General features: G+C 53.0%; 24 protein-coding genes and 3 pseudogenes. 14 read left to right on the top strand and 13 right to left on the bottom strand.

Translation table 11 applies throughout. The annotated features are described in order from the left end of the window. The first annotated feature begins 31 nt into the window (after positions 1-31). The 3 genes from LIW51_RS19525 to LIW51_RS19515 all read left to right on the top strand — a co-directional run bounded on the left by LIW51_RS19525 (position 32) and on the right by LIW51_RS19515 (position 3,137). Positions 32-1,420 (top strand): cytosine permease, encoded by a 1,389-nt coding sequence (locus LIW51_RS19525; protein ID WP_227378107.1) that lies wholly within the window; start codon positions 32-34, stop codon positions 1,418-1,420. 151 nt (positions 1,421-1,571) lie between these two features. Continuing rightward, positions 1,572-1,886 carry a hypothetical protein gene (locus tag LIW51_RS19520; protein WP_227378106.1) on the top strand — a complete coding sequence of 105 codons (315 nt, stop codon included), beginning with the start codon at positions 1,572-1,574 and terminating at the stop codon, positions 1,884-1,886. A gap of 843 nt (positions 1,887-2,729) precedes the next feature. Further along, a complete protein-coding gene (locus LIW51_RS19515) occupies positions 2,730-3,137 on the top strand; it encodes a hypothetical protein (protein ID WP_227378105.1) in 408 nt (135 codons plus the stop codon). A 173-nt stretch (positions 3,138-3,310) separates the two neighbouring features. Here the strand turns inward: LIW51_RS19515 and LIW51_RS19510 are convergent, their stop codons facing one another. The 6 genes and pseudogenes from LIW51_RS19510 to LIW51_RS19485 all read right to left on the bottom strand — a co-directional run bounded on the left by LIW51_RS19510 (position 3,311) and on the right by LIW51_RS19485 (position 7,443). Continuing rightward, the gene (locus LIW51_RS19510) at positions 3,311-3,718 is read right to left on the bottom strand and encodes a cupin domain-containing protein (protein WP_227378104.1); all 408 of its coding nucleotides are present in this window, start codon (positions 3,716-3,718) and stop codon (positions 3,311-3,313) included. 99 nt (positions 3,719-3,817) lie between these two features. Continuing rightward, positions 3,818-4,040, bottom strand: a pseudogene (locus LIW51_RS39290) (pyridoxamine 5'-phosphate oxidase family protein); the annotation flags it as partial. A 543-nt stretch (positions 4,041-4,583) separates the two neighbouring features. Further along, complete coding sequence (locus LIW51_RS19500; RefSeq protein WP_438267397.1) at positions 4,584-5,288, bottom strand: helix-turn-helix domain-containing protein; 705 nt, start codon at positions 5,286-5,288, stop codon at positions 4,584-4,586. Positions 5,289-5,336: 48 nt separating this feature from the next. After that, a complete protein-coding gene (locus LIW51_RS39285; protein ID WP_227378102.1) occupies positions 5,337-5,546 on the bottom strand; it encodes a GNAT family N-acetyltransferase in 210 nt (69 codons plus the stop codon). Between the two features lie 619 nt (positions 5,547-6,165). Further along, positions 6,166-6,345 carry a hypothetical protein gene (locus LIW51_RS19490; RefSeq protein WP_227378101.1) on the bottom strand — a complete coding sequence of 60 codons (180 nt, stop codon included), beginning with the start codon at positions 6,343-6,345 and terminating at the stop codon, positions 6,166-6,168. A gap of 129 nt (positions 6,346-6,474) precedes the next feature. Continuing rightward, entirely contained in the window at positions 6,475-7,443 is a 969-nt protein-coding gene (locus LIW51_RS19485; protein ID WP_227378100.1) for an SMP-30/gluconolactonase/LRE family protein, read from the bottom strand. Positions 7,444-7,674: 231 nt separating this feature from the next. Between LIW51_RS19485 and LIW51_RS19480 the strand changes: the two genes are divergently transcribed. Then, a complete protein-coding gene (locus tag LIW51_RS19480; RefSeq protein WP_227378099.1) occupies positions 7,675-8,412 on the top strand; it encodes an SDR family NAD(P)-dependent oxidoreductase in 738 nt (245 codons plus the stop codon). An 804-nt stretch (positions 8,413-9,216) separates the two neighbouring features. Here LIW51_RS19480 and LIW51_RS19475 read toward each other — a convergent pair. Further along, positions 9,217-9,951 carry a hypothetical protein gene (locus LIW51_RS19475; RefSeq protein WP_227378098.1) on the bottom strand — a complete coding sequence of 245 codons (735 nt, stop codon included), beginning with the start codon at positions 9,949-9,951 and terminating at the stop codon, positions 9,217-9,219. Between LIW51_RS19475 and LIW51_RS19470 the strand changes: the two genes are divergently transcribed. From LIW51_RS19470 to LIW51_RS19460, 3 genes are all read left to right on the top strand, one after another. Further along, the gene (locus LIW51_RS19470; protein WP_227378097.1) at positions 9,944-10,918 is read left to right on the top strand and encodes a CPBP family intramembrane glutamic endopeptidase; all 975 of its coding nucleotides are present in this window, start codon (positions 9,944-9,946) and stop codon (positions 10,916-10,918) included. The two genes, LIW51_RS19475 and LIW51_RS19470, sit on opposite strands and share 8 nt — an antisense overlap. Positions 10,919-11,669: 751 nt before the next feature. Next, positions 11,670-11,951, top strand: coding sequence for a DdfA family disk-determining factor (ddfA, locus tag LIW51_RS39280; RefSeq protein WP_368411827.1), 282 nt, complete (start codon positions 11,670-11,672; stop codon positions 11,949-11,951). Between the two features lie 275 nt (positions 11,952-12,226). Next, positions 12,227-12,871 (top strand): helix-turn-helix domain-containing protein, encoded by a 645-nt coding sequence (locus LIW51_RS19460; protein ID WP_227378096.1) that lies wholly within the window; start codon positions 12,227-12,229, stop codon positions 12,869-12,871. Positions 12,872-12,932: 61 nt separating this feature from the next. Here the strand turns inward: LIW51_RS19460 and LIW51_RS19455 are convergent, their stop codons facing one another. Then, on the bottom strand, positions 12,933-13,562 hold the full coding sequence (locus LIW51_RS19455) for a hypothetical protein (protein WP_227378095.1): 630 nt from the start codon (positions 13,560-13,562) through the stop codon (positions 12,933-12,935). Between the two features lie 66 nt (positions 13,563-13,628). Here LIW51_RS19455 and LIW51_RS19450 point away from each other — a divergent pair. Beyond that, positions 13,629-13,802, top strand: a pseudogene (locus LIW51_RS19450) (SprT-like domain-containing protein); the annotation flags it as partial. A 4-nt stretch (positions 13,803-13,806) separates the two neighbouring features. Here the strand turns inward: LIW51_RS19450 and LIW51_RS19445 are convergent. Then, positions 13,807-15,138, bottom strand: coding sequence for a phytoene desaturase family protein (locus tag LIW51_RS19445; protein ID WP_227378094.1), 1,332 nt, complete (start codon positions 15,136-15,138; stop codon positions 13,807-13,809). A gap of 90 nt (positions 15,139-15,228) precedes the next feature. Here LIW51_RS19445 and LIW51_RS19440 point away from each other — a divergent pair, with 90 nt between their 5' ends. The 3 genes from LIW51_RS19440 (at position 15,229) to LIW51_RS19430 (ending at position 16,467) form a co-directional block, all read left to right on the top strand. After that, entirely contained in the window at positions 15,229-15,843 is a 615-nt protein-coding gene (locus LIW51_RS19440; protein WP_227378093.1) for a TetR/AcrR family transcriptional regulator, read from the top strand. A 186-nt stretch (positions 15,844-16,029) separates the two neighbouring features. Then, entirely contained in the window at positions 16,030-16,239 is a 210-nt protein-coding gene (locus LIW51_RS19435) for an SWIM zinc finger family protein (RefSeq protein WP_227378092.1), read from the top strand. Between the two features lie 72 nt (positions 16,240-16,311). After that, the gene (locus tag LIW51_RS19430) at positions 16,312-16,467 is read left to right on the top strand and encodes a hypothetical protein (RefSeq protein ID WP_227378091.1); all 156 of its coding nucleotides are present in this window, start codon (positions 16,312-16,314) and stop codon (positions 16,465-16,467) included. 5 nt (positions 16,468-16,472) lie between these two features. Here the strand turns inward: LIW51_RS19430 and LIW51_RS19425 are convergent, their stop codons facing one another. Then, positions 16,473-17,252, bottom strand: coding sequence for a DUF7847 domain-containing protein (locus LIW51_RS19425; protein ID WP_227378090.1), 780 nt, complete (start codon positions 17,250-17,252; stop codon positions 16,473-16,475). Positions 17,253-17,430: 178 nt separating this feature from the next. Here LIW51_RS19425 and LIW51_RS19420 point away from each other — a divergent pair. Next, positions 17,431-17,871 (top strand): annotated as a pseudogene (locus tag LIW51_RS19420) (IS200/IS605 family accessory protein TnpB-related protein); the annotation flags it as partial. Here LIW51_RS19420 and LIW51_RS19415 read toward each other — a convergent pair. Both LIW51_RS19415 and LIW51_RS19410 read right to left on the bottom strand, forming a co-directional pair. Further along, positions 17,861-19,273 (bottom strand): cyclase family protein, encoded by a 1,413-nt coding sequence (locus LIW51_RS19415; protein ID WP_438267396.1) that lies wholly within the window; start codon positions 19,271-19,273, stop codon positions 17,861-17,863. The pseudogene LIW51_RS19420 and the gene LIW51_RS19415 sit on opposite strands and share 11 nt — an antisense overlap. 589 nt (positions 19,274-19,862) lie before the next feature. Further along, positions 19,863-20,219, bottom strand: a complete 357-nt coding sequence (locus LIW51_RS19410; RefSeq protein ID WP_227378089.1) for an SWIM zinc finger family protein — start codon at positions 20,217-20,219, stop codon at positions 19,863-19,865. 195 nt (positions 20,220-20,414) lie between these two features. Here LIW51_RS19410 and LIW51_RS19405 point away from each other — a divergent pair, with 195 nt between their 5' ends. Continuing rightward, positions 20,415-21,545 carry an amidohydrolase family protein gene (locus tag LIW51_RS19405; RefSeq protein ID WP_227378088.1) on the top strand — a complete coding sequence of 377 codons (1,131 nt, stop codon included), beginning with the start codon at positions 20,415-20,417 and terminating at the stop codon, positions 21,543-21,545. Then, entirely contained in the window at positions 21,546-21,902 is a 357-nt protein-coding gene (locus LIW51_RS19400) for a Rieske (2Fe-2S) protein (protein ID WP_227378087.1), read from the top strand. A gap of 6 nt (positions 21,903-21,908) precedes the next feature. Here the strand turns inward: LIW51_RS19400 and LIW51_RS19395 are convergent, their stop codons facing one another. Beyond that, positions 21,909-22,298: a hypothetical protein gene (locus tag LIW51_RS19395; protein WP_227378086.1), complete on the bottom strand. Its 390-nt coding sequence runs from the start codon at positions 22,296-22,298 to the stop codon at positions 21,909-21,911. Positions 22,299-22,360: the final 62 nt, after the last annotated feature.

The raw sequence follows: 22,360 nt of genomic DNA, 5'->3' as shown, positions 1-22,360 counted from the left end.
ATATGTTATCTCAAGACAAGGTGAGTAGTCAATGAGCAACCGACAACAGGACGGTTCAGGAACGAAAACAGACTTAGAAGGACTCAGTCCAATCCCCGGAAGCGAACGGACAATGGGGTTACTCCACTATATCCCCGTCTGGTGGTCTTCACTCATCATCGTCCAAGCTTTCGCCGTCGCATTCTTCGCCGTCTACCCACATGGCGATCTTAACCTCCTTCAAGCTGGCATCGCAATCGCAATTGGAACCGGCATTGCAACCATATTTTTCATTTTAAACGGATTCCCAGGCTACGAAAAAGGAATTCCATTCGTCGTCCAAACCCGTTCAGCCTTTGGCATCCGCGGCGCAGTCATTCCTAACTACCTTCGAATCATCCCTGCAATCGCTTGGCTTGGCATCGGCAACTGGATCGGCGCACTCGCAATCCAAACCATTACTACCTCCCTCTGGGGGTTCGGAAACGTCTGGCTCTACTTCGTCATATTCTTAATCCTCAACATTGCCCTCGCGCTCAAAGGCGTTACCTCTATCAAATGGTTCGATTCAATCGCCGCTGGTATCCTCGGCCTCCTCTTAACCTATACCGTCTTTATCGTCCTCACGACACAACAAATCCCGCCAAAAGTAATCCATTATCCTGGATCCTGGGGCATGCAATTTTTTACCACCATTTCAGCAGCAGTTGGTTTCATCATAACCGGCGCATTAAACGCATCAGACTTAAGTCGACACCTCAAAGAAAGCGGCGGCTCACGAAACCAGATCGTCGGCCACCTCCTTGGCATCGCCCCACCAATGATGTTTATGCTCCTAGTGGGTCTCGTATTCGGCGTCTCGACCGGGAATGCGAATCCGATAGAAGCCATTATGATTGTCGCGCCAAATCCCTGGATTGGCAGTGCAATGCTTCTGTTCGTCCTCGGAGCACAAGTCTCGACAAACCTCACCCTCAACATCCTCCCGCCTACTCACGTCTTCCAGGACTCGCTCGGTCTCTCTTGGAAACTGGGCGTAATTCTCACAAGTGTACTCTCCGTGATTTCGTTCCCCTGGTATCTTTTCTCCAGCGGGATCTTCTTCACCTTCATTAACGTCTACTCCATCTTCCTCGGCCCTGCACTCGGTGTCCTGATGGCCGACTATTGGATCATCCGTAAACGTGATACCGACCTTTCCTCCCTCTACACCATCGATCAATCCTCAAAATTCTGGTTCATCCGCGGCTTCTCTGCTACAGCACTTCTTAGCATGCTCATTGGATCGCTTGCAAGCATTCCATTCCTCAACATCTCCTGGATGATCGGTCTCCCAATTAGCACCATCTCGTACGTTCTGCTTAAAAACAATCAATTCGACGAATATGTCTCAAACAACTTCTCTAAGACTGCTTCTACACCTGTAGAACGCACAGATTAACCACTCATCCTCTCTCCTACCTTGCGTTGCTTTTCTCGGCGACGAAGTCAATCGTCACTTCATCTTTCCGGAGAATATTTGTATAGAGACGGGCGAGGTGTGATTCCAAAGCGAGAACGGAGCGATAGAATACCGCATATGAGACCAGCTCATGCGTTCTGAGACGCTTGCAACAGTCGTCGAAGCGGGAAGCCACGAAGCCGCTTACCAGTCCGAGCAGATCGTTATTGCAATTTCGGTAAGCACGCTCAGTTCGACGTTTGCTGGGGTAGCACAACTTACAAGCCTTGGAGCGGAATCGTTGGCTATTCTATCTGCGCAAGCCTCGGTGTCATTTGGCGAACTCATCGAGAAGACGCTGCCGAACATTGGATTATCCGTTCGTATCGCAGGTACACTATTCCACTGGATACCCGACCCAGGCATGAATATCCTTCAGCTAAATCGAAAGCTCACCTTAGATTAGCGTTCGACCACGCAGGACTCACGGAACTAGGCGGCGACCAACCAGAACCGGTAGAAGAGAACAACACGTCGGGGTACGGGACTACCTTATAACATTGTAATAAAGGGGGATCGCAACGCGATCCCCCTCCGTTTCGCAGGAAACGACGCAGAAAAAGACGCACTCCACCGTGCCAACACACTAGTACCACCATGTTTCACCGGCAATACGGTGTGAATCTCGGGTGGTGGCGTCGCCAAAATGGGAGTTCGAAGAACCCCGTGATTACACCATCATAATCAGCGACCATCATTCGTGATCTCCGTGTTAGCTTCGTGGGCGCGCATTCATCCTGCCAAGTCAGGATAGCCCCCGACTCTCATCGCGTCGCCCGCTGACAGCATTCGGGACTCTTTGTAACTCACGCTGTGTTGTTAGTATAATATACTAACAGCGGCAATATGAGAGATCTTGTTCGATCAATCTTTTCTATTCACTGGACTATGCTACTAATATCGTTTATTTATAGAACAAAATATATATTCAGAAGTCGTCGAAAAGATAGCGCGCAAATTCGTAGATAACCCGGCCGATTTCGTCACAGAGTATGATCTCCAGGCTCGACATCATGAATATCTACGAAACAAACTCCGAACGCAGGATTGTCTCCATGCAGAGGTTGAGCAGACAAGCTTCGAAAACACGACCAGCTACAAACAAAAACAATCGCAGACTGTTCAATCGGCGTTCTTAGAACGGGGTGTCACTCGAGTTCATGGTGAAGTGTCCAAAGAGAAAAACAATTGATTCGATATTGTTGTCCTGAACGAACGGCTGACGCATCCAGTTCGATAGGATGTCGGTGTGAAGAAATTTGACAAGAGGGATTTTAGCGCAGTCATTGAACTCAAATTCGTGAAAAACAAGGATAAATTCCCGACCCACGCACGATCAACAAGCCTCGGATCGCGCCATGATGGAGAGATTCAAGACGAACTTGACTTCGGCCCAAACAAAATCAAAGAAGATCTCGAACGTCTAACCAACTTACCGGATTCGATCGAGACGTATCTCGCAATCTATTCAAATAAGAATTATCTCTATACCGAGCCTGCCTCGGAAAGAGAGCGTAACCACCACGAGTACGCCCGAATAGGTCACCTCGCACGACAGCAAATCGCGGAGATGGCAAATGGAACGAACGTGTTATATGTCATGCCACCACGTTACATAGCTCATGTCTTATTCTTATCTCAACTTGACTTCGGTTAGTCGAGCTATCTTATTACAAATTACCAAAATATAAGGAAGAAAATAAGATGAACCCGCGAATTGCAGCATCCATTGCCAAATACTATGCCAATGAGACCGTACGGCGATCTCGACTAATCATCGCCCGACAGAAGCCTTATATATCCACTTTGGCTACTCATTGAGTGAATAAATTAGTCGAACGGATTCTCATCCTCAAAGACGGCATCATCGCGGACATTCGGTGCGCCGATAGCGAAAATTTCTGATGGCTCAAGAGCGGTAATCCGTCGCCATGGGCCAGGGTCGATAACGACGAAGTCGTCCGCTTCAACCTCGAACTCGTCTCCATCAACTTCTATTCGACAACGGCCTGAAACGACGAAGAAGAGTTCCTCCTGTTCACGCTGTCTATGGCGTGGAACAGCTTGTCCTTTGTCGTAGTAGAAATAATTGAAGCGCAATTCACGCGGACGAGGGTCGCTACGGGCCCGCAGTTCGTATCCTATTGCCTTCACAACTGGTATTGAGTCATCTGTTGTCCGTTCCTTTGCTTCATCTAGGCTGATTACGGAGTACACGCTTTGGGGCACTTCAGGCATGGACGACCTCCAGAGTATTGCGCCATGGATGCAGTTGATCCGCCATATCTAACTAACCACTTAGTTATATTACCTATAAAGCTTTCCCATGGTTACCAGAGGGTGGTCAGGATCAGTCAAACTGATGGCGACTCGCGGATCGTTTCGGACGTTTTTCTCCTTTTGGAAATCACGCTCGCTATTCACTAACAGACGATCAGCATCATAATCGCTCCACACTGGAGTAACATGCGACATCCCATCCGGAAACAGCGTCACTAGATGCGCGAACGTCTTCTTCTCGAAAAGATCGATCGCGGAAATCGCTCGGAATCGATGCCATAGCGCTCATGACCGGTCATCCATCGGCCAGAGGAGGACTTCAAAGATGAACCAGAGCCCAACCATCACGATGAGCAGGGGCGCTTGCTTAATCACGTCGAACCCCTGCCACCATAGCATGATCGTTATTCCAATGAGTCTGGCCCCTATTCATGTATGTACGAAGAGGAGCCACGAAATACGAGCGCCAAACTGTCTTAGCTTTCCAATGGTGAATTCCCGCAGTGGTGTACGACGGCGCGCTACCTGGTTCTGTGTACTCGATTTCGTCATTACAGGTATCCGTATGCGTACTGCATCGATAGCCCTGCACTTGCACTATTAGAATTGAACAGACGAATATACGCACGGGAACGAGACGACACATATCTGTCAGGCTCGCCACTTCCTGCCAGTACTGCGAGCAGCTGACAATCGGAGGATCGACAGATCCGATAGCGATTGGATGGACGATAAAACGCTTTAGTGCCGGGTTAGTCTTGGTCGAACAGTACTGCTGACGTATCGGTCGCGGTCTGTTCGTCAGCGAGCATGGGTTCTTGAGCTACCACGATCGCCCATGTTTCGACGCGGCGAAGACATACCGAAGCGTCGTCAGAGGCAGATTGAGTTCAGCGGCGACGTCTTCGAGCGTCGCCTCGTGCGGGTATTCGTAATAGCCGAGTCGTACGGCAGTTTCGAGCGCCTCGCGCTGTTCGTAGGAAACGTCGGTCCCATAGTCTCGGAGGGTATACTGCCACTGTTCAGGTGAGCCGACACGTCGGACTGTGAGGGACACGCCGTCCGGGAGATCGCGCTTGAGCGCGTCGTGGAACGCTCCAAGTTCTCGGTCGGCGGGAATCAGGACGCGCCACTCATAATAGGGGCCGCGTTGCATAGTGCCGAATACGACACCAGTCCCGAGCGTTTCGACGGCGAGCGAGGAAACGGAGTAACAGAAGCCCCCTTCATTTGTCGATCGGTAAATGGTGCGAGCCGTCGGTTCACGTTCAAGCACCTCGTATTCGACTTGAATATCACATGCTGGATGTGGATCGACGCACTCGTTGCAGATGTCGGGATCGAGGTAGACGGTTTCGAGTGCATCAAGTGCGTTTTCCGGACCTGAAACGCGTTCAACCCTCCATTCAGTATTCGAAGATGCCGAAATTGTCAAAGAGGTCGCCACCAGTTGCGAATGGTTGATGAAGACGTCTCTGACTGGATTGACACCTCGGTTATATCTGAAGAGAGCGATGTATTCACGCATAGATTGTTAGATATTAAACGGTGGTCGCTTAGAGATATACCTTGAATTTTAGCAGGTGGTTTTCGGTCCCCAGTCTTCACGAGTATTCTCCTCAGTGAGTGTGAAATTATGCACTTCGTATAAGTCGAGCGCGGTCTCAAGACCCTCGAACGTCCACAAATACACCCGCTGGAAGCCAACTTCTTCACAGAACGTCATTGCTCGATCCATCAACTCAAAACCAATGCCTTGCCCATGGAGTTCTGGGGGGGCACTCACAGTAAATAACAATGTGTAGGGTGGTAATTACTGGCCCCTGTATTATAGCACGCTATTCCTGCTCGGAATCCCGAAAAGCAGCCTCAAATGAGTTCCCTCGTTCGTAAGGTGTGACGCTATGTTTGTGCATGATAAATCATTGGAACTGTGCAATGATAGCTTTCATTTAGAATCAACATCTGATTTTGAGGAATTAAGAATCTACTAGTAGTTTGTCGACCGCTAGTGTTCCGGGCGGACAATTTGTCCGTACAAGAGGTATCGCAGAAGTAACGAAGGGGGACGACATCTTTTCCGGGGCGTCGGTTCGGCACCTCGTATTCGGTATCAGCCACTCCTCCGAGACGACGGTGTAGAGTCGTGAATCCACTCTACGAGATCAGCGACGACGTAGTCGATGACGTTCCCGCCGAAGTAGAGGCTCAATTACAACGTCGTAATAGAGGGGGTCGCTCTCGCGATCCCCCTCCGTTTCGCAGAAATAGACGCAGAAACTGACGCACTCCCCTGTAACCAACACACTAGTACCACCATGTTTCACCGCCAAGGCGGTGTGAATCTCGGGTGGTGGCGTCGCCGAAATGGGGTTCTTCGAACCCCCGTGATTACAACGCTATAATTAGCGCCCTCCCTTGGCTATGTCCGCGTTCGCTTCGTGTGCTCGCATCCACCCCGCCAGATCAGAATGTCCGAAGGTGATTTCGATGTGATGCCCGCCGACACCCATTGCATCGTCCATCGACAACGTACATGACTCCTTGTAGCTGACACCGGGAACGCGCTCGGCCATCTCTTCCATGACGCAGTAGCCATCGTTCTTGTAATCACACCTGTACTGGGTCGCAACCTCTCAGTAGCCAAGTCGGGCAACCATCACATCGTTCGTTTTGGCGACGTTCTTGGTGTGCTCGAGGACATGAAGATACTTTCAATTTCTCTGATTCGGACGGGTGCGGAGAATTGCTGCTTGAGACGGTGTTTCATTGGCGAAGTTGCAGATAAACAAGTCGTCCTGTTGTCGATTTGCTGTCCCGAAGACGACGTCCGATGGGAACACAAGGCCGTCATCACTCGACGCGATTGTTCTTGTCTGCTTACTCGGCGTCACCCGAACAACCTCGTTCAGTGAATTCGCAGCAACGTATACGGTCTGACCCCTAGTGGTAATCCCATCTGCTCCAATGATCGCTGGACTTTCAAGATAGACTTCCGGATCGGTAGTGCTCCCATCGTCTGCGACTGGAACCCGTACTAACCGGCCCACATTCTCGCCGACGTCGCTTGCAGCACGCGTTACGGCAACAAATACGGCGCCGTCAGGCCCGAAAGTCAATCCATTCGCTCCGAAGCTCTCTGTTGCCAGACTGTCAGCGTCTAACCACACGTATGCCGCAGTTTCTGGATTTGCTGCATCGAGTGGCACTTCATATACTCTGCCACCGAATGATTCCGTGACAAGCAGCCGATTTTGATCACTGTCATAGAGGATGTCGTTCGGGAACACTTGCTTTTGGTTCATCCTAGGGATTACAGCGAACAGGGATGGATCACCTCCATTCTGTGGGACTTGCCAGACTCCGGTGCCTGCATCAGCTTGTGATCCAACGAAAATAGTACCGTTAGGACCAACTTCAACGCCACTTGCACTGCCAGGCAACGTGGTCACCCGAGTGGCGTCGTTGAGCGCTAACCCAGTTTGCTGAGTTTGGTCGGCAGTGAGTTGCCAGATTTCGCCCACGGTGATACCGAAATACAAGGTGCCATCGTCGGCAAATGCAAGGTTCTCAGGCACTTTTTGTTCGCTCGGAATCTCGACGATTGTCTCTACAGTGGGCCGTTGTGCTGCGGCGGTGGTCGTGATAGCTGGCAGGACGAAGTTCCCTCCAGCGAGCTTCATTGCTTTCCGTCGTGTAACCCGAACCATAACGAATGATCGGGATATATGCTGTTAAGTTCGATGCAAACGGCAAACGTGAAGCCCACTACGACTGGATCGCGTTCGTTCCGTTGTGTAATTCGGATGCTGGTAAACTATCCTGTGACAAGGCGAGAGTTCGTACTGAATTCATTCCTGTATCTACTCGTCTTGACCCGAATCTTCACAGATGCGACCTCCGTATTGCTACTCATGCCAGTAGCAATTGTTACAGGGTCATCGCGAGGAATCGGTCGCGCAATCGCTCAACGATTTGCGGACGACGGCCATAACGTAATCATCAATTATCAAAACAGTACCGGGAAGGCCGCCTCAGTGGTAGACACTATCGAACGAGAAACTGATTGCAAGGCCGTCGCTGTCCAAGCCGATGTCAATGATCCAGACGACGCAACCAACCTCGTTACCACGACCATTGATGAGTTTGGTCAGCTTGACCATCTCGTCAATAATGCTGGCATCGATCAGCACGTCTACACCGAGAATCTCTCACCGACGGACTTTGACTGGATAATGGATGTGAATGTCAACGGCACATTCAACGTAACGAAGGCAGCGCTGGCACACCTCCGAGAGTCAGCAGTCCCAGAGGGGCCATCAATTACGAATATCTCCTCGATATTGGCATACACCGGTGCACCAATTGAATGCCATTATGCTGCCTCGAAAGCCGGTCTTCTTGGGTTGACGAAGAGTCATGCTCGCGACTTTGCTCCCACCATCCGTGTTAACGCGATCGCCCCCGGCCACGTCGAAACGGACATGACTGCTGATCGCACTCCTGAAGAAGCTGAACACGAGCGCCAGCAAATTCCACTCGATCAATTTGGACAACCTGAGGACATCGCCGATGCAGCCGCATATCTCCGTGATGCCGGGTTCGTCACTGGTGAAACGTTGAACGTCAACGGTGGCGAACGTATGCAGTGATCCCCTCTTGGAGAATCCCGATTACATCGACAGACATCGAAATACTGAATATGTTTCTCGGAACCACAGCCAGCTAATGCCTACGGAACACGAGTATTGGTTATCATAACTGCTCAACACGTATGCCCCGTTCCCTCGATCGACATTTCTCGTTGAGTAGTCACACTCGTCGTGATCGGTACAACAAACGAAACTACGTCGCAGCTACAGCTATACTCTGTTGGATCTCTCGATAGTCTAATCGAGCGACCAATACGCGAGATATTCGTGCGATCTTCCTTGCTCCTTCAGAAATCGATTGATAGTTAGTATTAGATACTACCATAGACGATTTCCTCTCCTTAGTAGCGGGTTCCTCGTAGTGATACGCGACCGGCCTCTTCTAGAATTGTATTCATCATACTCGTACTCGGTGAACAGCTCTAGCGTTACACTGTCGTAACGCATACCAAGCGGTCAGTGTAACGCACAATGAGTCCTTCTTTCGCTTCTCTCACGAGAGGAGAAAAGAAGGATTCGTTACACCACACAGTAGCCGAGTGATAGTTACGCATCAGAACGGACGTAATTTGCGTCCGTTCTCATCTCTGCAGGTACTGTGGGGGCAGTGGTGTTACGCTCATTCGTGGGAGGGCGTTACGCTGTCGTAACACCCTCCGTGTCTGTGGTGTCCTCCGACATCCCGACCGTGTCATCTATTGCTCTCGTGAGTTGAGTTGCGTCCGACTGGGCATCCTTGGCTGTAACCGAGTCCAATCGATCGTCCTGCCGGGCGCGTTTCTTTGCCTCGAGATACTCGCTGACCTAGCTCATGTACGCTTCCCACTCGTCTTTATCAGCGACAAGCACGAGCTTCGACCCACCAGTCGTGAGCGTGATCAGGTTGTCATGATCATGCGGCTCACGCTCGTCTTGTGGTTTCTCACTCGAGAGTTTTGCGACGAATTTCATGGTTCGGCGCACTGTGTTCCGGTTCGTATCGAGACCGTGTTCATCGAGGATGTTCCGAACCTGTCCAGACGAGAGTTTCCACTTACCCTGTTCTTTCACCGCCCTCGCGTAGAATGCTGGCCACACGAATGTTGCCCGATATTTGTTCCCTGAGAGGTCGTGGGTCTCGGTTTTCCGTGCTTTCGTCTTTCGGTGAATCGGGACGAGCTGCTCTGGATCGACTGTGACAGTACCGCTTGTTGTACTCCCATTAGCGGCGTTTTCACAATCGTCGAGTGCGCCGTCGGGGAAATCCGTTCCAGTGTGGTTATCGACGATATCGCGATCCCAGCCAGCGAGCAAGAGCAGGGCGTTGCGAAACATCTTATCGCGATTTTTTGCGTTCTGGAGCATTATGCCGATTGGATGCCCGGCAATCCAGATGTCTTCGATTTCGGCGTCCTTGGGTGACTCTGCACCTCGCAATTCGATGGCGGACTGCTGGCCTTGCTGTATATAACCGAATGCGTATCGACTGAAACTCTTCGTCGGACGAATATCACTCGGGGTTTGACAAGCCGCCTCGTCGTAGACCCTCGTAGTGCGCACTTCGATAAAGAACGTCTTTTGGAACGCGGCGGACCGACGCCTGCGTCTCCCGTGGCGGTTCGTCGTCGCCGCCATCGTGTTCGGAATCGTCTCGCTCGCGGCGGCGTTTTCGCTTCATCCGGTGTTAGTGTCCGTCTTCGTTGGACTCCAGTTCGCGTCGTTCGGGCGTCTCGGCACGCTGCTGTTTCAAACGTTGCTCGAACTCGTCGTCGTGATCCTGTTCACGTACCTCGTCGGGCGGTTCATCGACCGGCGTCGGTTCGCCGACTTCGGCCTTCACCTGTCGCGGTCGTGGTGGCTCGACTTCGGGTTCGGTCTGGCCCTCGGCGCGGCGCTCATGACCGCGATTTTTTTGGTCGAACTCGCGCTCGGATGGATTCGTGTCACCGGGACCTTCCGGACGATGTCGGGCCTGTCGTTCGTCCTCGTCTTCTGCACGTCCGTCCTGTTCTTCCTCTTCGTCGGCATCAGCGAGGAGTTATTGTTACGCGGCTATCTCCTCACAAACCTCGCCGAGGGGTTCCGCTGGTTCCGATGGCTATCCGGCGACGCCGCGATTGCGATTGCGACGCTCTGTTCGTCAATCCTCTTCGGTATCGGGCACGTGTCCAACCCGAACGCGACGCTCACGAGCACGTTCGTCATCGTCCTCGCCGGAATCATGCTCGCTTCCGGCTACCTGCTGACCGGCGAACTGGGACTTTCCATCGGGTTGCACGTCTCGTGGAACCTCTTTCAGACGAGCGTCTACGGCTTTTCGGTCAGCGGACTTCGTCTCCCCGTGACCGTCGTCGCGACCGAACAGGTCGGTCCGCGCGTGTTTACCGGTGGACCGTTCGGCCCCGAGGCGGGTCTCCTCGGCGTCGGCGCTATCGTCGTCGGGACGGTCACCATCGCGTGGTGGGTCCGCTCCCGCGAAGCGCGGCTCTCGCTGTGTTCGTCCGTGTGGACCCCGGAACTCCGCTAACTACTGCTGAGTATCGCTGCTACAACGTCGACTTTTCTCGAGTATCATGATCCGGAAGCAGTTTGTGAGGAATTACGGTCGTGGGTTGATCGGCTTGAGCGCGGGGCGGTCGATCCGAGTGACCTGGTGATTGCAAATCGGGTTTCCAAGCAACGGGAGGACTATTCGCACTCGACGCGGAGTGTAGCGGCGCTTGATCGGGCGGCGGATTTGGGGTTAGCGCGGTCGCCTGGTCAGAGTATGTCATATGTAGTGGTTGACGATGCGAAGGACTCGCGAGAGCGAGTGATGTTGGCAAGTGAGGGACTGAGTGAGTACGATGTTTGGTTTTATCGAGAATTGCTGGTTCGTGCAGCAGCGAGTGTGTTGTCACCGCTTGGGTGGCGTGAGTCGGATATTGAGGAGAAATTAGGAAGCTATACTGATTCGAGTTTGGCGTCGTTCGGTTGACGATCGAAGGAAACGTCTTCAGTAAGATAATGTGATTGAATACGATTCACGAAATCAAACCATTCGCTATCACAGTAGTGACCGCCTTGAAGCACTCCTAGAGATGTGCCGGCACCAAGTGCGAGAGTAATTCGGTGGACAAGATTTAGCGGTTTATTCTCCCAGCGATCAATTGTGGGGGCTAAAGTACAACAATGTGCAGTTAGCTATTTACTGGTTGCTCCAGTTAACCAAGTAACTAAGAACATCTCTTAAACGCAACCTTGCGTTAGCAAGGTAGATGTTCTACCGATAAGGACAGATGGGAATGAATTCACCTACCATGGGGAGTGAATTGGCAACCACTGGCACGTCTGACTCACTCACTGAACGGATTGTCACTACAGTTGCAGAGGCAGACGGACAGTCAGTAGATGAACTCGAACCGTTATACGATGTAATTAACCCGGATGCGCTTGAGTCACTCTTTGCGTCTCGAGCAGACGGATCCCCTCGTCCAGACGGCGAAGTCTCGTTTCAGTATGCAGGGTACTGGGTTACCGTATCGAGTGATGGTGCTGTTGAACTTGATCCCGAGCAATAAGGATTCAGACCGTTTCCTACGCGTAGTAACTTTTCTTAAGCTGTAAACTAATGTACTTACTAGAGTTAGCTTGCTGTGGCTATTGGATTGCATTGCACCGCATTTTTCCAGAGATATTATAAAGAGTCAGATGATAGAGTAGACTAACCAATGGCAACTATCGTTGAACTCTCCCTTCCAGCGATAGATTTCTGCTCGGTCGATTGCTCACTATAGGAACAGAGACCCAGATTAAATTTGAACGAATTGTTCCTGTTGGAACGAATACTATTCCCTTGTTCTGGGCCTGGAATACAGATTTAGATGATTTCGAGCAACGTGTCAGCACTCACGAACAGGTGCCAAAGCTTGTGGGGGTTAAGGAGGTTGGCGATCGTCGCGTATATCTTCTGAATTGGAATGCATCTGAAGGCGAATTTTTTGAAGGATTTATCGCCGCCGAGACAATCATTCGGAGCGCATACGGCTATGATACCGAAATCTGGGAGTTCGAGATCCTTTTTCCCAATCAAGAAGAACTCATCACATTCCTTAATCATTGCCGCGAGAACGATATTCCAGACACACTTGGGCAAATGCAGACGCTCACCGAGCCTAATGATTATCTCCTGGACAGCGTTCTCACCGAAAAACAGCGGGATGCACTCGTGCTCGCCCTTCAGCAGGGCTACTTTCAGAATGCTATAGGATTAGAAAGTATGGGATATTTCCGATATGCAGCATGGTATTTAGCAGAGAGCGGCTCAGCAACTGCAGTTGTACTCGTGCTGTTTGGAGGACTCCACTACAGTGCATCGTTTGACCTCAGGCTCATCACCCTGGTGGTTTTAGCGGTGGTGAACGTACTGCTTCTCTTCCGCCGAATTGATTTGTTGATGGACGAGCTGCTTGAACGGCGATCTTACCGATTGTCTCGATAACTAAGCCGTCCGCAGTGTTTTCCCTCCGATGATCTCAACTGACCGTCTCAGATGTTCGCTCCTACCCGTTCTGTTGCGCCACAAACACACGAATACTCGGGAGGTGCTTCCACAGTAGTAACCCACCGAACCCCACCATAGTCACCCCCAGAACGGTCATCCCGACTCCCGCCCAGTTCATCCTATTAATCGTACACTCCAACCCTTCTGTTGCACACGCTCCAAACAATTCCTGAGCGAACGCACCAACGTAGATGAGCCAGCTACCAATAGCCAGAGCACCGATACCACCGCCAATCTTCCGTCTCGTCGTCGACACAGTCGGTGATTCACCATTGGCTGTCTTCCGAACGCCTTCACGCGGCCTCGCCCGGTAGGAGAGAATGGCAGCACCGAACAAGAAGAGTGCAGCGGGAGCGATGAAGAGACCAATCGACCACACTCCCATGATGGACAGTGCCGTCATCAAGAGTGCTACCACCCAAACAAGGGGTGTCCACTGCTTCCAGGCGGCAATCCCACCGACAAGTGAGAGGATGACGCTCACCAGCACCCATCCGGCGAAGAACGCATCAGCAAGTGGGTTAGGGAGCAGGAGATAGATTGCTGCAACACTTGTAGAGAGGACAGCAAGGACGCCCAGCAAGCGACTCCCCGTGTGAGCTGGTGATGATTGTGATGTCGCGTTCATATATTATATTAACGCACATTCTATAAACGCATTCTCGGTGACAAATAATTACGCTGATTTTATCGACTGCCTAGATCTTCCCTGCCAATTGAAGCGGTTGAGTGGGAGGTATCCCACCGGACGAAACGGCAGGCAGGCGCAACGCGATACGACCCTGCAACGGACGAGATTACGATTACACTCACGTGGGATGCCTACGACTCGCACGGCTGGAAGCAATTCAGTGCGACTGTGCGCCATGAACTCATCCACGCGTGGCAGTACCACGAATTTGGTGAGGCAGATCAAGGATCATCCTGGCCGCCTCTCGACCGCTTCCAAAGCTCGCGTCCGCCAAGAATCCATGTCCAACCCAGTCCCCCGCTACGTAGAGTCCCTGAATATCTTTAACATCAGGTCGAGGCCGACCACTGTATCCGCCCGTTTCGGCTGTCGGTAGCATACCGACGGCTTGTATTCGGGGCAGGAACTGACGCTTGACCAGTACCTCACGCCATCCTGGCTGCGCCTCATCCAGTAACGCCTCTAGGTCGTGCTCGTCCTGCTGGACATCACTGCCTTGATGGGGATCGTCATTACGCGGATCAAGCTGCTTGAACGCGTATATCAATGCCCCTCCTTCCGGGGCTACATCCGAGTACTCCGATTGGACTGACATAAACCGCGGCTGGTCAAGGTCTTGTACGACCGTAAGTTCTGGATTTGGTAGCCGACGGAGTGCTACTGTGAGACACGCCACGTGGGCTGGAGTCATTCCTTCGACGAGGTCAGCGAGCTGAGTCGAGGTGTCTTCAGGGAGGAGTGCCAGAGCCTGCTGGGGGGTTGTAGCGAGTGCGACCGAGGACGCATATTTCTTCTCGCCGTTCTTGAGGCGAATTCCTGAGATGGTCCCTCGGTCTACCTCAATGCCAGCGACTTCCGTATTCGTATGTATGGTCACTCCAGCTGCTTCAGCAGATTCTCGTAATCCTTCTACGAGCGTCTTCCATCCTCCATCGATGTATATAACCGGGTTGTTGAGCACAGTCTGGGTCCGCTCGATGAAGAGATCTGCGCTGACCAGATCGAGAGCGTCGCTGTATACTCCTGTGCGAGCGTTTGCTTCCAGGAACGAGAGAATCCCCGGATGGTTCGCATTGTTATCTAGCCATTCTTGGACGCTCACCTCCTTCACCGCCTCAGCATTCATACGAGCTATTTTCAGTAGGAGTCGAATTAGCTCGAACTTCTCCCCTATACTGAAAAGGTTGGTTGTCACTGCTGAGCGGCCAGTTATCGGCGCCTTATAGAATTCTCCACCGTGAAGGGCGTGGACGATGTTGGGTGAATTCCCGGTATATTGTATGCCCAGTTCGTTGAGCACCTCCGATGCCTTTCCGCCCGAATACAGGGCGTGAATACCCCGGTTCATTTGGAACCCGGAATGGTCCTGGCTCGTCCCCCGTCCGCCGAGTTCCGACGCCTTCTCGAAGAGACTCACATTTCGGCCTGTGCGTCCTAGGTAGCAAGCAGCTGTCAGGCCAGCCAGACCCCCGCCAACGATGATGGTATCTGCATCTGAGTTTTGTGCTTCCATAATGGACATCTCCTCACACTAACCTAACATCCGTTAGGTAATGAACCTATCGAGCGTTAGGTTCATCATGATTGTCATCCAAGTAAACTCGTGACTGAAAATCAGCGCTTGACCGCAGAAGAACGTCGGGATCGGATATTCGAAACTGCCGTCGAAGCCTTCGCAGAAAAGGGATATCGGGCCACTTCAGTGCGGGAAATCTCTGCGACCGCTGGTATTACACAACCCGTCTTCTACGACCATTTCGCCTCGAAACGCGCGCTGTTCGAAACGATCATCATTGCGGCTCGTGATGAACTCATCGACGCTGGAACTGAAACAATGAGGCAAGATGCACCGGCTCAGGAGCGTGTCAGAGAGGCTGTCGATCAATTCTTTAGATTCGTGGAGGAGAAGCCAGCGCTGGCACGTGTGCTCCTAATCGGGGCTGAGGGGGCACCGGAATTAGAAACTTTGGACCGTGCGGTTCAACAAGAAGCTAGTGAGCAAATCGCCGTGATGCTCTGGGATGCGATGGAGCAAGAAGGACGGCCCCCCGGAGAAGATGACCGTTTCACCATGCAGGTCGAATTCATCAAACTCGGCATACATGGACTCGCCGAGTGGTGGTGGGACAACCCAGACACACCGCGCGAACTACTTGTGGAGGCTGTGATGGACGTCTGCTGGTTCGGGATGCGAGAATCGTTCGAGGAACGCTCTTAGAATCCACTCGAACCGAACCTCCGCAAACTCTGTTCCCCGATCCTATCTTGCCAAAGACGCGCACACTGGGAACAATTTGCCTTCGACGTCGATGCCCCCGGACTCATCGACGTCACCAACGAGAGCCACGAGAACCCCGCTGAGCACCAATACGTTGTTACGCTGGATGACGTGACGGGCGATGCGATGGCTTGCGCGTGCCCGCACCACGTCCATCGGAGCGCCTTCTGTAAGCACATGGCTGCCGTCGAAACCGCAACTGACGATTGGACGCTCAAGGCTTTCCTCTCGGAGGCCGAAGACGATACCGAACCAGAAGACTGTGACTGCGATGGCCTTGATGACTTCCCCTGCTGGCCGTGCGTGCAAACGGGACAGACGGAACTGCACAACTAACCCACGCTTCAGCTTTTTATTCATGGAAGCCAAGAGTCATTCTCGGATATCACCGACCAGCGAACGCTCACAGTGAGTACCAAGGCAGCGATTGACGAGACACCCGAGACACTGACTATCCTCCTTAACCGAGCGCGAATGCATGCGGGGGACATCGCGACGGAGCATCCCCCGGCGGCGATGACGCCGTCAAAACGACTGACGACCCACCAGTCCTCGAAAAAGTAACGGTGTTAGGCAGCGGGTTGACCAGCGGAGGTGTCCTCGCTGACCGTCTCATCCCGATCCTCGTCCTCGCGTGCTTTGAGTTCGGTGTAGGCGGTCGCAAGCACAGCCGTGGAGAACACCGTCGTAATGGCGCTGGCAACTTGTGCAAACACAAGCGCGACAATATCACCGACGAGGCTTCCACTCGCGAGGTTTCCAAGTCCAAAGACGAGGTTGACGAGTAGTATAAGGAGCGTCACTGCCACGCCCAACACGAAGAGGTTGAGGCGGTAGCCCCGCGTCAATCCCCAACTACTGCGGAATGCCGTAATGAAGTTCTGATCTTCGACGGCCACGTAGACCGTCCAGAACGCTAACGTCACGAGTAGGAAGATGCCTGGAACAATCAACGCAACGAAGCCTAGCGCGATGATAATTCCAAAAATGATCCCACCGATAACGAAGTTGATTGCAGCCCAGACCATATTCCGGGTGAAGTACTCTCGGGGGAGACGGTCGGTCTCATCGCTCACGAATACGCGTATGGCTCCGATACTCACGACGAGCAGTGCGATGCTCAACACGAATGCGACGAGCCCCCCTAGTACAGGTGGTAAGAGCGACGTGGGATTCATTTGGACAGCACCCCCAGCCAACTGCTGACCAGTCATCCATCGGGTGATGCCAATTCCTAACAGACCGTTAAGCACCGAGATGATGAAGATGATGCCCATGAGCATGAGCCCATTTTGCTTGATGCTTCGACTGTAGCCTTGCTTGAGAATGTTTGTGGTGTTTATTTGCATACGCGTAAATCTACGCCATGAACGACGATATACTACGCACATTTTGTAGATTACTCGTAGTGTGAGAAACTGGGTGAAACGATGAATAGAGAACCTATTTAGATGTAACTCACGGACGTATCGACGTTACTAATGAGAGCCACGAGACCCCCGCAGACCACCATTATACAGTCTCGACAAACTCCTGGCGGGCTGTGCCTGTCAGGACAATACTCCGACCCAACCGATGCAGTTCGACGGTGGGCGGGCACGACACCTCCGCAAAGAGATGCTCACCACCCTCCGTCGTCTCCAAGAACGCGACGCTGGCTGGCGGATCGACGAGCTATTTGACCACTACCAGAACGCGCTGACGGATATTGTCGAGACGGCGTCTCGACAGGCCGTCGAGTACGCTCGCCAGTTTGACGATCCTATTATCGTTCTCGAAGATCTCTCATACATCCGTGAACATCTGGATTACGGCACTTTCATGAACCGCCGTCCGCACGCGTGGGCGTTCGCCCGACTTTCCAGGCGTATCGAAGACAAAGCCCGTGACGCCGAGATTCCGGTGCGGTTCGTGAACCCCGCGTACACCAGTCAGACGTGTCACGCCTGCAGCCATCTCACTCGTCGCTCGGTGGGGAACCCTTGTCGCAGCGAGCGCCTGTCGCCTTCACGACAACCGGGTTGACTGGTGCGCCGGCCGCGTTCTCGATATTCAACGGCGAAGCCGCGTAGAGAAACTCGTAGATGCCGTCTTCGGCGCAACTCGCAGCTAGCTCCTGAAGGTCGAGAATCTCACAGAGCGTCACCCCCAGGTTGGTGATAAGCGCGGGATGGAGAGGATTCACGATCTCGAGCGTCTCTCGACTGCCGAAATCGACCGCCTCCCGAACGTCTGCGTTGATATCCTCTTCGACGTCGATCTCGGCGGTGGTCAGCTTCTCGACGGCGAGGTTGTCTGCTCCAAGGACAGGAAACTCCATCTCTGCGATGAACTCGACGAGGTCCTGACTGAAGCATAGCCCCGGCTCTCGAAGCGGCTCGTCCGGATCCCCCAGCCACGTCTTTTCGGCGTTCGGGTCCCGCGCTCGCTCGACGGATCCAGTCCGTATTAATACGATGTCTCTTTTTTCGAGTTCGATCCCCTGCACGTCCGCCGTCGCCTTCAGATCCTCGAGGGTGACACATTCACCCGGGGCGAGCCGATGCGGCGGATCATCGACCTTGTGCCGACCGACATCCAGGAGGACGCCGCGGCCGACACTCCCCGCCTCAGCGGCGTTGCTGATGTCGCCCTTACTCGGTCCCCACGTCTTCGTAATCGCCTCCTCCTTGAGATCCGTCGAAAATGGTTCTTCGAGCGGGTTCGGTGGCCTGACTCCGGGGATGTCGACATCGTATTCCTTCTTCGTCGCGGTGGTTTCCGCCGGATATCCATTGTATAGGAGCGGTCGGCGTGTACCGTCGTCCGTCGGCCGTTCGTACCAAACGTGAGCGAGTGCGTCGTACTGGGTTGATCCCTGCAGGAATAGGCGCGTGATGAACGCGTCGTCAGAGAAGCGCATTCCCCCCTGCAACGGTTCCGCGCTTCCATTCTGGTAGTGCCGATGGTCGACCACGTTGTCGCGCCTGGCGGGCTGACGCGTCGGGAACACGGGATCGCCGGTCGGCTCATCACCGGCCACGCTCTCGCCGGTGTACGATAGCTGTAGCGAGAACGTTTCGATCCGAGTCGGTCCGCCCCGAAGGACCGTCTGGAGGCCACGGAACGCCTGCTCGCTGTCGAGGTAGTTGAGCGTGCCCAGTTCATCGTCGTCACCCCACTTTCCCCAGTTGTCCGGGAGTTCGGCGAGGACGTTAGTCCAGATCTCGTTTAGATCGTCATCGCTTTCGTCTCCCGCCACCGTTGGCATGGTAACCCCGGAGACCGCAAGCGCGCCGGCGATGCTCCACGCCCGTACGAACTCCCGTCTGTTGATCGATGCTGCTCTGTTCGAGTCGAATATGTCGTCGGTGTCGGCTCGATCGTCCATATCATTCAGCTCTTTTCGTGGTTGTGAATGACAACCACATATACACATCTATATCCTCGAAACTTAATTATATGGAAAGTAAAGCTAGAAATTTACACGGGCGAGTCGGACTCGTCTTACCGAATCAGTCAGGTTCTCTCATAGTTGAACTCGGTCCATGGCCGCCTCGAAATATTACGTAATTGCAGGCGAGAAAGCCTCGCCCTTGAGGGCGGGGATGAATCGCCGTCTTTGTTCACTTTCACTGTACGGTACAGTCTTCGGTGCTCTCCGTGCGTTTTTCTGGGTATCCGACGCGGTACATCCGCGCCCATACCGGGACAATCGGACAAATTCGGACTTCCCGGCCGAGGCTCGAAGTACCCCTTCGGGATCGGTTGGGTACCGACGCTAAACAACCAAGTACCTCCGAATCCCTCACGGGATAGGAGTAACGGCCACTTGGCATAGCCAGCACCTCGTCGGTGTGTAAACCGTAAACTCCCACCGAACCAACGACTGACGTTGTGGGAATCCTCGCCCTTCAGGGCGGGGAGGATGTCAACCATCATATTCGGCCTCGTATGTAGCGTTGTCATCTTCGTCCCGGTTAGTCTCCTGTCGGGCCCACCCGCGCAGAAAAAACTCGAACAGTGGGTTCAAACGCTTGACTCGTCGGTCTCGGCCGAGTGATACAGTGTCGGGCGAGTGAGCCGCCGAGGCCGTCACAGTCGCACTCTGTCGTCTCAACATCGTCTTCGTCAGTTTCGTCATCGTTCGACAGGAACGTCTCAAGTGTGCCCTCGTCGATCGCGTTTTCGACGGCAGCCATGTGCTTGCAGACGGCGTTGCAGTGAACGTGGTGCGGGCACGTGCACGTCATTGCGTCGCCCGTCACGTCGTCCAGCGTGACGACGTTGTGATGCTCAGCGGGGTTGTCGTGGCTCTCGTTGGTCACGTCGACCATTCCGGGGGCATCGACGTCGAAGGAGAAGTATTCCCCTATGCGCGTTTCTATGCCGTCTCGTCAGCATCACAGTTCAACTGTGACACAAATCCGATCAAAACATAAGGAACATGAATTATCATGTTGGCCAGTGTAACCATGATGAATCACAGCATGTGGCAAAGAGGTAAGTTAATCGGTCTGTTTTAACAGATCATGACAGAACATTCGAAATCTGGACGCGCACGTTCACTCGACGATGTAGATCTCATCGTCGACACGGATGCTCATGTCACTGAGAGCGTTGATGATCTTGTAGCGTACATGGAAGGGAAGGACAAGGGTCTAAAACAAATTATTAAAAATGCAGCTTTCCCGGAACACGACATCTACTCCGTAGCGCACCCACTACCACCATTCATTCACACGGATGCGTTCGGTGACGTCTACGGAGATCAGCCCACGGGAACCGTCGAAGCTAAACGCCAGGAGATGAAGGAGTTTGATCTTGATTATTCTGTACTCAACCCCACGATCAATCTGTCACTAGCAACTGTCAACAATGACCACATGGCTGTGGCATTGGCGAAGGCTTATAACTCATGGATCCTCGACAAGTTCGTCGACGCTGACGATAATATCGTGACGCCGATAACCGCGGCTCCACAGGCGCCCGACAAGGCGGCCGAAGAAATCGACGACCGAGCAGATATGGACGGCGTCGTCGGTGTTTCTATTCCGGCGACGGGCCTCGTCCCACCGCCGGGCCACCGGTGGTACGATCCTATTTACCAAGCAGCCCAAGACAACGATCTGCCAGTGATGTTCCACAGCGGGAGTGGCGCAACGGCTGACGCCTTTCCTGTGGTGCGCAAGTGGGCCGAGACCTATGCTGAGGATCACGCTGTAGTCCACCCGTTTACCCATATGTGGAACCTCACGTCGATCCTATTCCAGGGCGTCCCTGAGAAATTCCCTGACTTGGACTTCATCTTCCAGGAGGCAGGTATCGCTTGGATCCCCTACATGACATGGCGATTAGATGACCACTATCTTGAATTGTCTGATGAGGTGCCTGGGCTACAGAAGCTCCCGAGTAAGTATATCGAAGAGCGGTTCTACTTCAGCACTCAACCGCTTGGCTACACGCAACGCAATCCCCGTCACCTCGCACTGGCCATCGAAATTGCAGGGCCTGACAATATTATGTACTCAAGCGATCTTCCCCATCCAGACTTCGACCCACCAGAAGAATTATTTGACCGTATCCAGGGCCACTTCGATAGGGAGACCGTCAACAACATCATGGGCGGCACCGCAGTCGAGGTTTTTGGACTGGAAAATTAAATGACTCGATACAAAGTTGCGTCTATGGAAGACTTGGCGACCGACGGCGACCGAATCATCGTGGACATCGAGGGTCAAGAAGTCGCCGTTTTTCGCATCAAAGACGAGTTCCACGCACTACCGAATTTCTGTCCGCACCAAGCAGCTCCTCTCTGTGAAGGTGAGTTAACTGGGCGGATGGTTGTCGGTGACGACGGCTGGGAGTGGGAGTACGTTCAAGAGGATGAAATCATCACCTGCCCGTGGCATGGCTGGAAGTTTGATGTCACAAAGGGTACTAACATCAAGGATCAAACCATTGCTGTTCCCCACTACGACGTCGAGGTCAAGGGCGACAACGTTTACGTTATTAGATAGCCAGAGCTATCCCTGAACAGCGTCTCGAACTAGTGTTTCGAATCGGTCTGCAGTGAGATTGTAGACTGTGTAGCCTTCTCCGTGTCGGACGTGCTCAATCTGTTCGACTGGCTCGCCGTCAACGACGATATACCACTGGCCGCCAGATTGAGGATTTTTTGCTCGAAATTGAACGTTGACACCGAGTTCTTCCTTGAGTGATTCAATTTGTTTGGGTGCGAGCGTACCGTCGGCGAACCGTGGCGGGCGGTAAGGCCGCATGCTGTAGCTCTCGAACTCCTCAACATTGCGGCGCCACCACTCTGGGAATGTCGAGAGATCTACGTCCTCATAGGGATTCTCCTCGTCATACCCTGGTGGCAGGCTCGCATCGCGTGGTGGATTTACGTTATCCACACGGTCAGCTATGATTGCTTGAACCAAAAAGTGAAGGGACAGGTTCACAAGTGTTTGCGACG

It is taken from the genome of Haladaptatus halobius (assembly GCF_020618475.1).
GTDB lineage: Archaea > Halobacteriota > Halobacteria > Halobacteriales > Haladaptataceae > Haladaptatus > Haladaptatus halobius.
Note: the sequence above shows the minus strand (reverse complement) of the source record. Positions and strands in the feature narration are given on the sequence as shown.

Coding starts and splice junctions, on each gene's coding strand:
- LIW51_RS19490 (WP_227378101.1), bottom strand. CDS start 6,345: ATGGAAGAGATGGCCGAGCGCGTTCCCGGTGTCAGCTACAAGGAGTCA.
- LIW51_RS19485 (WP_227378100.1), bottom strand. CDS start 7,443: ATGAAGCTCGCTGGAGGGAACTTCGTCCTGCCAGCTATCACGACCACC.
- LIW51_RS19455 (WP_227378095.1), bottom strand. CDS start 13,562: ATGAACGCGACATCACAATCATCACCAGCTCACACGGGGAGTCGCTTG.
- LIW51_RS19520 (WP_227378106.1), top strand. CDS start 1,572: ATGCGTTCTGAGACGCTTGCAACAGTCGTCGAAGCGGGAAGCCACGAA.
- LIW51_RS19510 (WP_227378104.1), bottom strand. CDS start 3,718: ATGCCTGAAGTGCCCCAAAGCGTGTACTCCGTAATCAGCCTAGATGAA.
- LIW51_RS19435 (WP_227378092.1), top strand. CDS start 16,030: ATGGCTTGCGCGTGCCCGCACCACGTCCATCGGAGCGCCTTCTGTAAG.
- ddfA (WP_368411827.1), top strand. CDS start 11,670: ATGGGAATGAATTCACCTACCATGGGGAGTGAATTGGCAACCACTGGC.
- LIW51_RS19405 (WP_227378088.1), top strand. CDS start 20,415: ATGACAGAACATTCGAAATCTGGACGCGCACGTTCACTCGACGATGTA.
- LIW51_RS19415 (WP_438267396.1), bottom strand. CDS start 19,273: ATGGACGATCGAGCCGACACCGACGACATATTCGACTCGAACAGAGCA.
- LIW51_RS19500 (WP_438267397.1), bottom strand. CDS start 5,288: ATGCGTGAATACATCGCTCTCTTCAGATATAACCGAGGTGTCAATCCA.
- LIW51_RS19425 (WP_227378090.1), bottom strand. CDS start 17,252: ATGCAAATAAACACCACAAACATTCTCAAGCAAGGCTACAGTCGAAGC.
- LIW51_RS19480 (WP_227378099.1), top strand. CDS start 7,675: ATGCCAGTAGCAATTGTTACAGGGTCATCGCGAGGAATCGGTCGCGCA.
- LIW51_RS19445 (WP_227378094.1), bottom strand. CDS start 15,138: ATGGAAGCACAAAACTCAGATGCAGATACCATCATCGTTGGCGGGGGT.
- LIW51_RS19410 (WP_227378089.1), bottom strand. CDS start 20,219: ATGGTCGACGTGACCAACGAGAGCCACGACAACCCCGCTGAGCATCAC.
- LIW51_RS19400 (WP_227378087.1), top strand. CDS start 21,546: ATGACTCGATACAAAGTTGCGTCTATGGAAGACTTGGCGACCGACGGC.
- LIW51_RS19525 (WP_227378107.1), top strand. CDS start 32: ATGAGCAACCGACAACAGGACGGTTCAGGAACGAAAACAGACTTAGAA.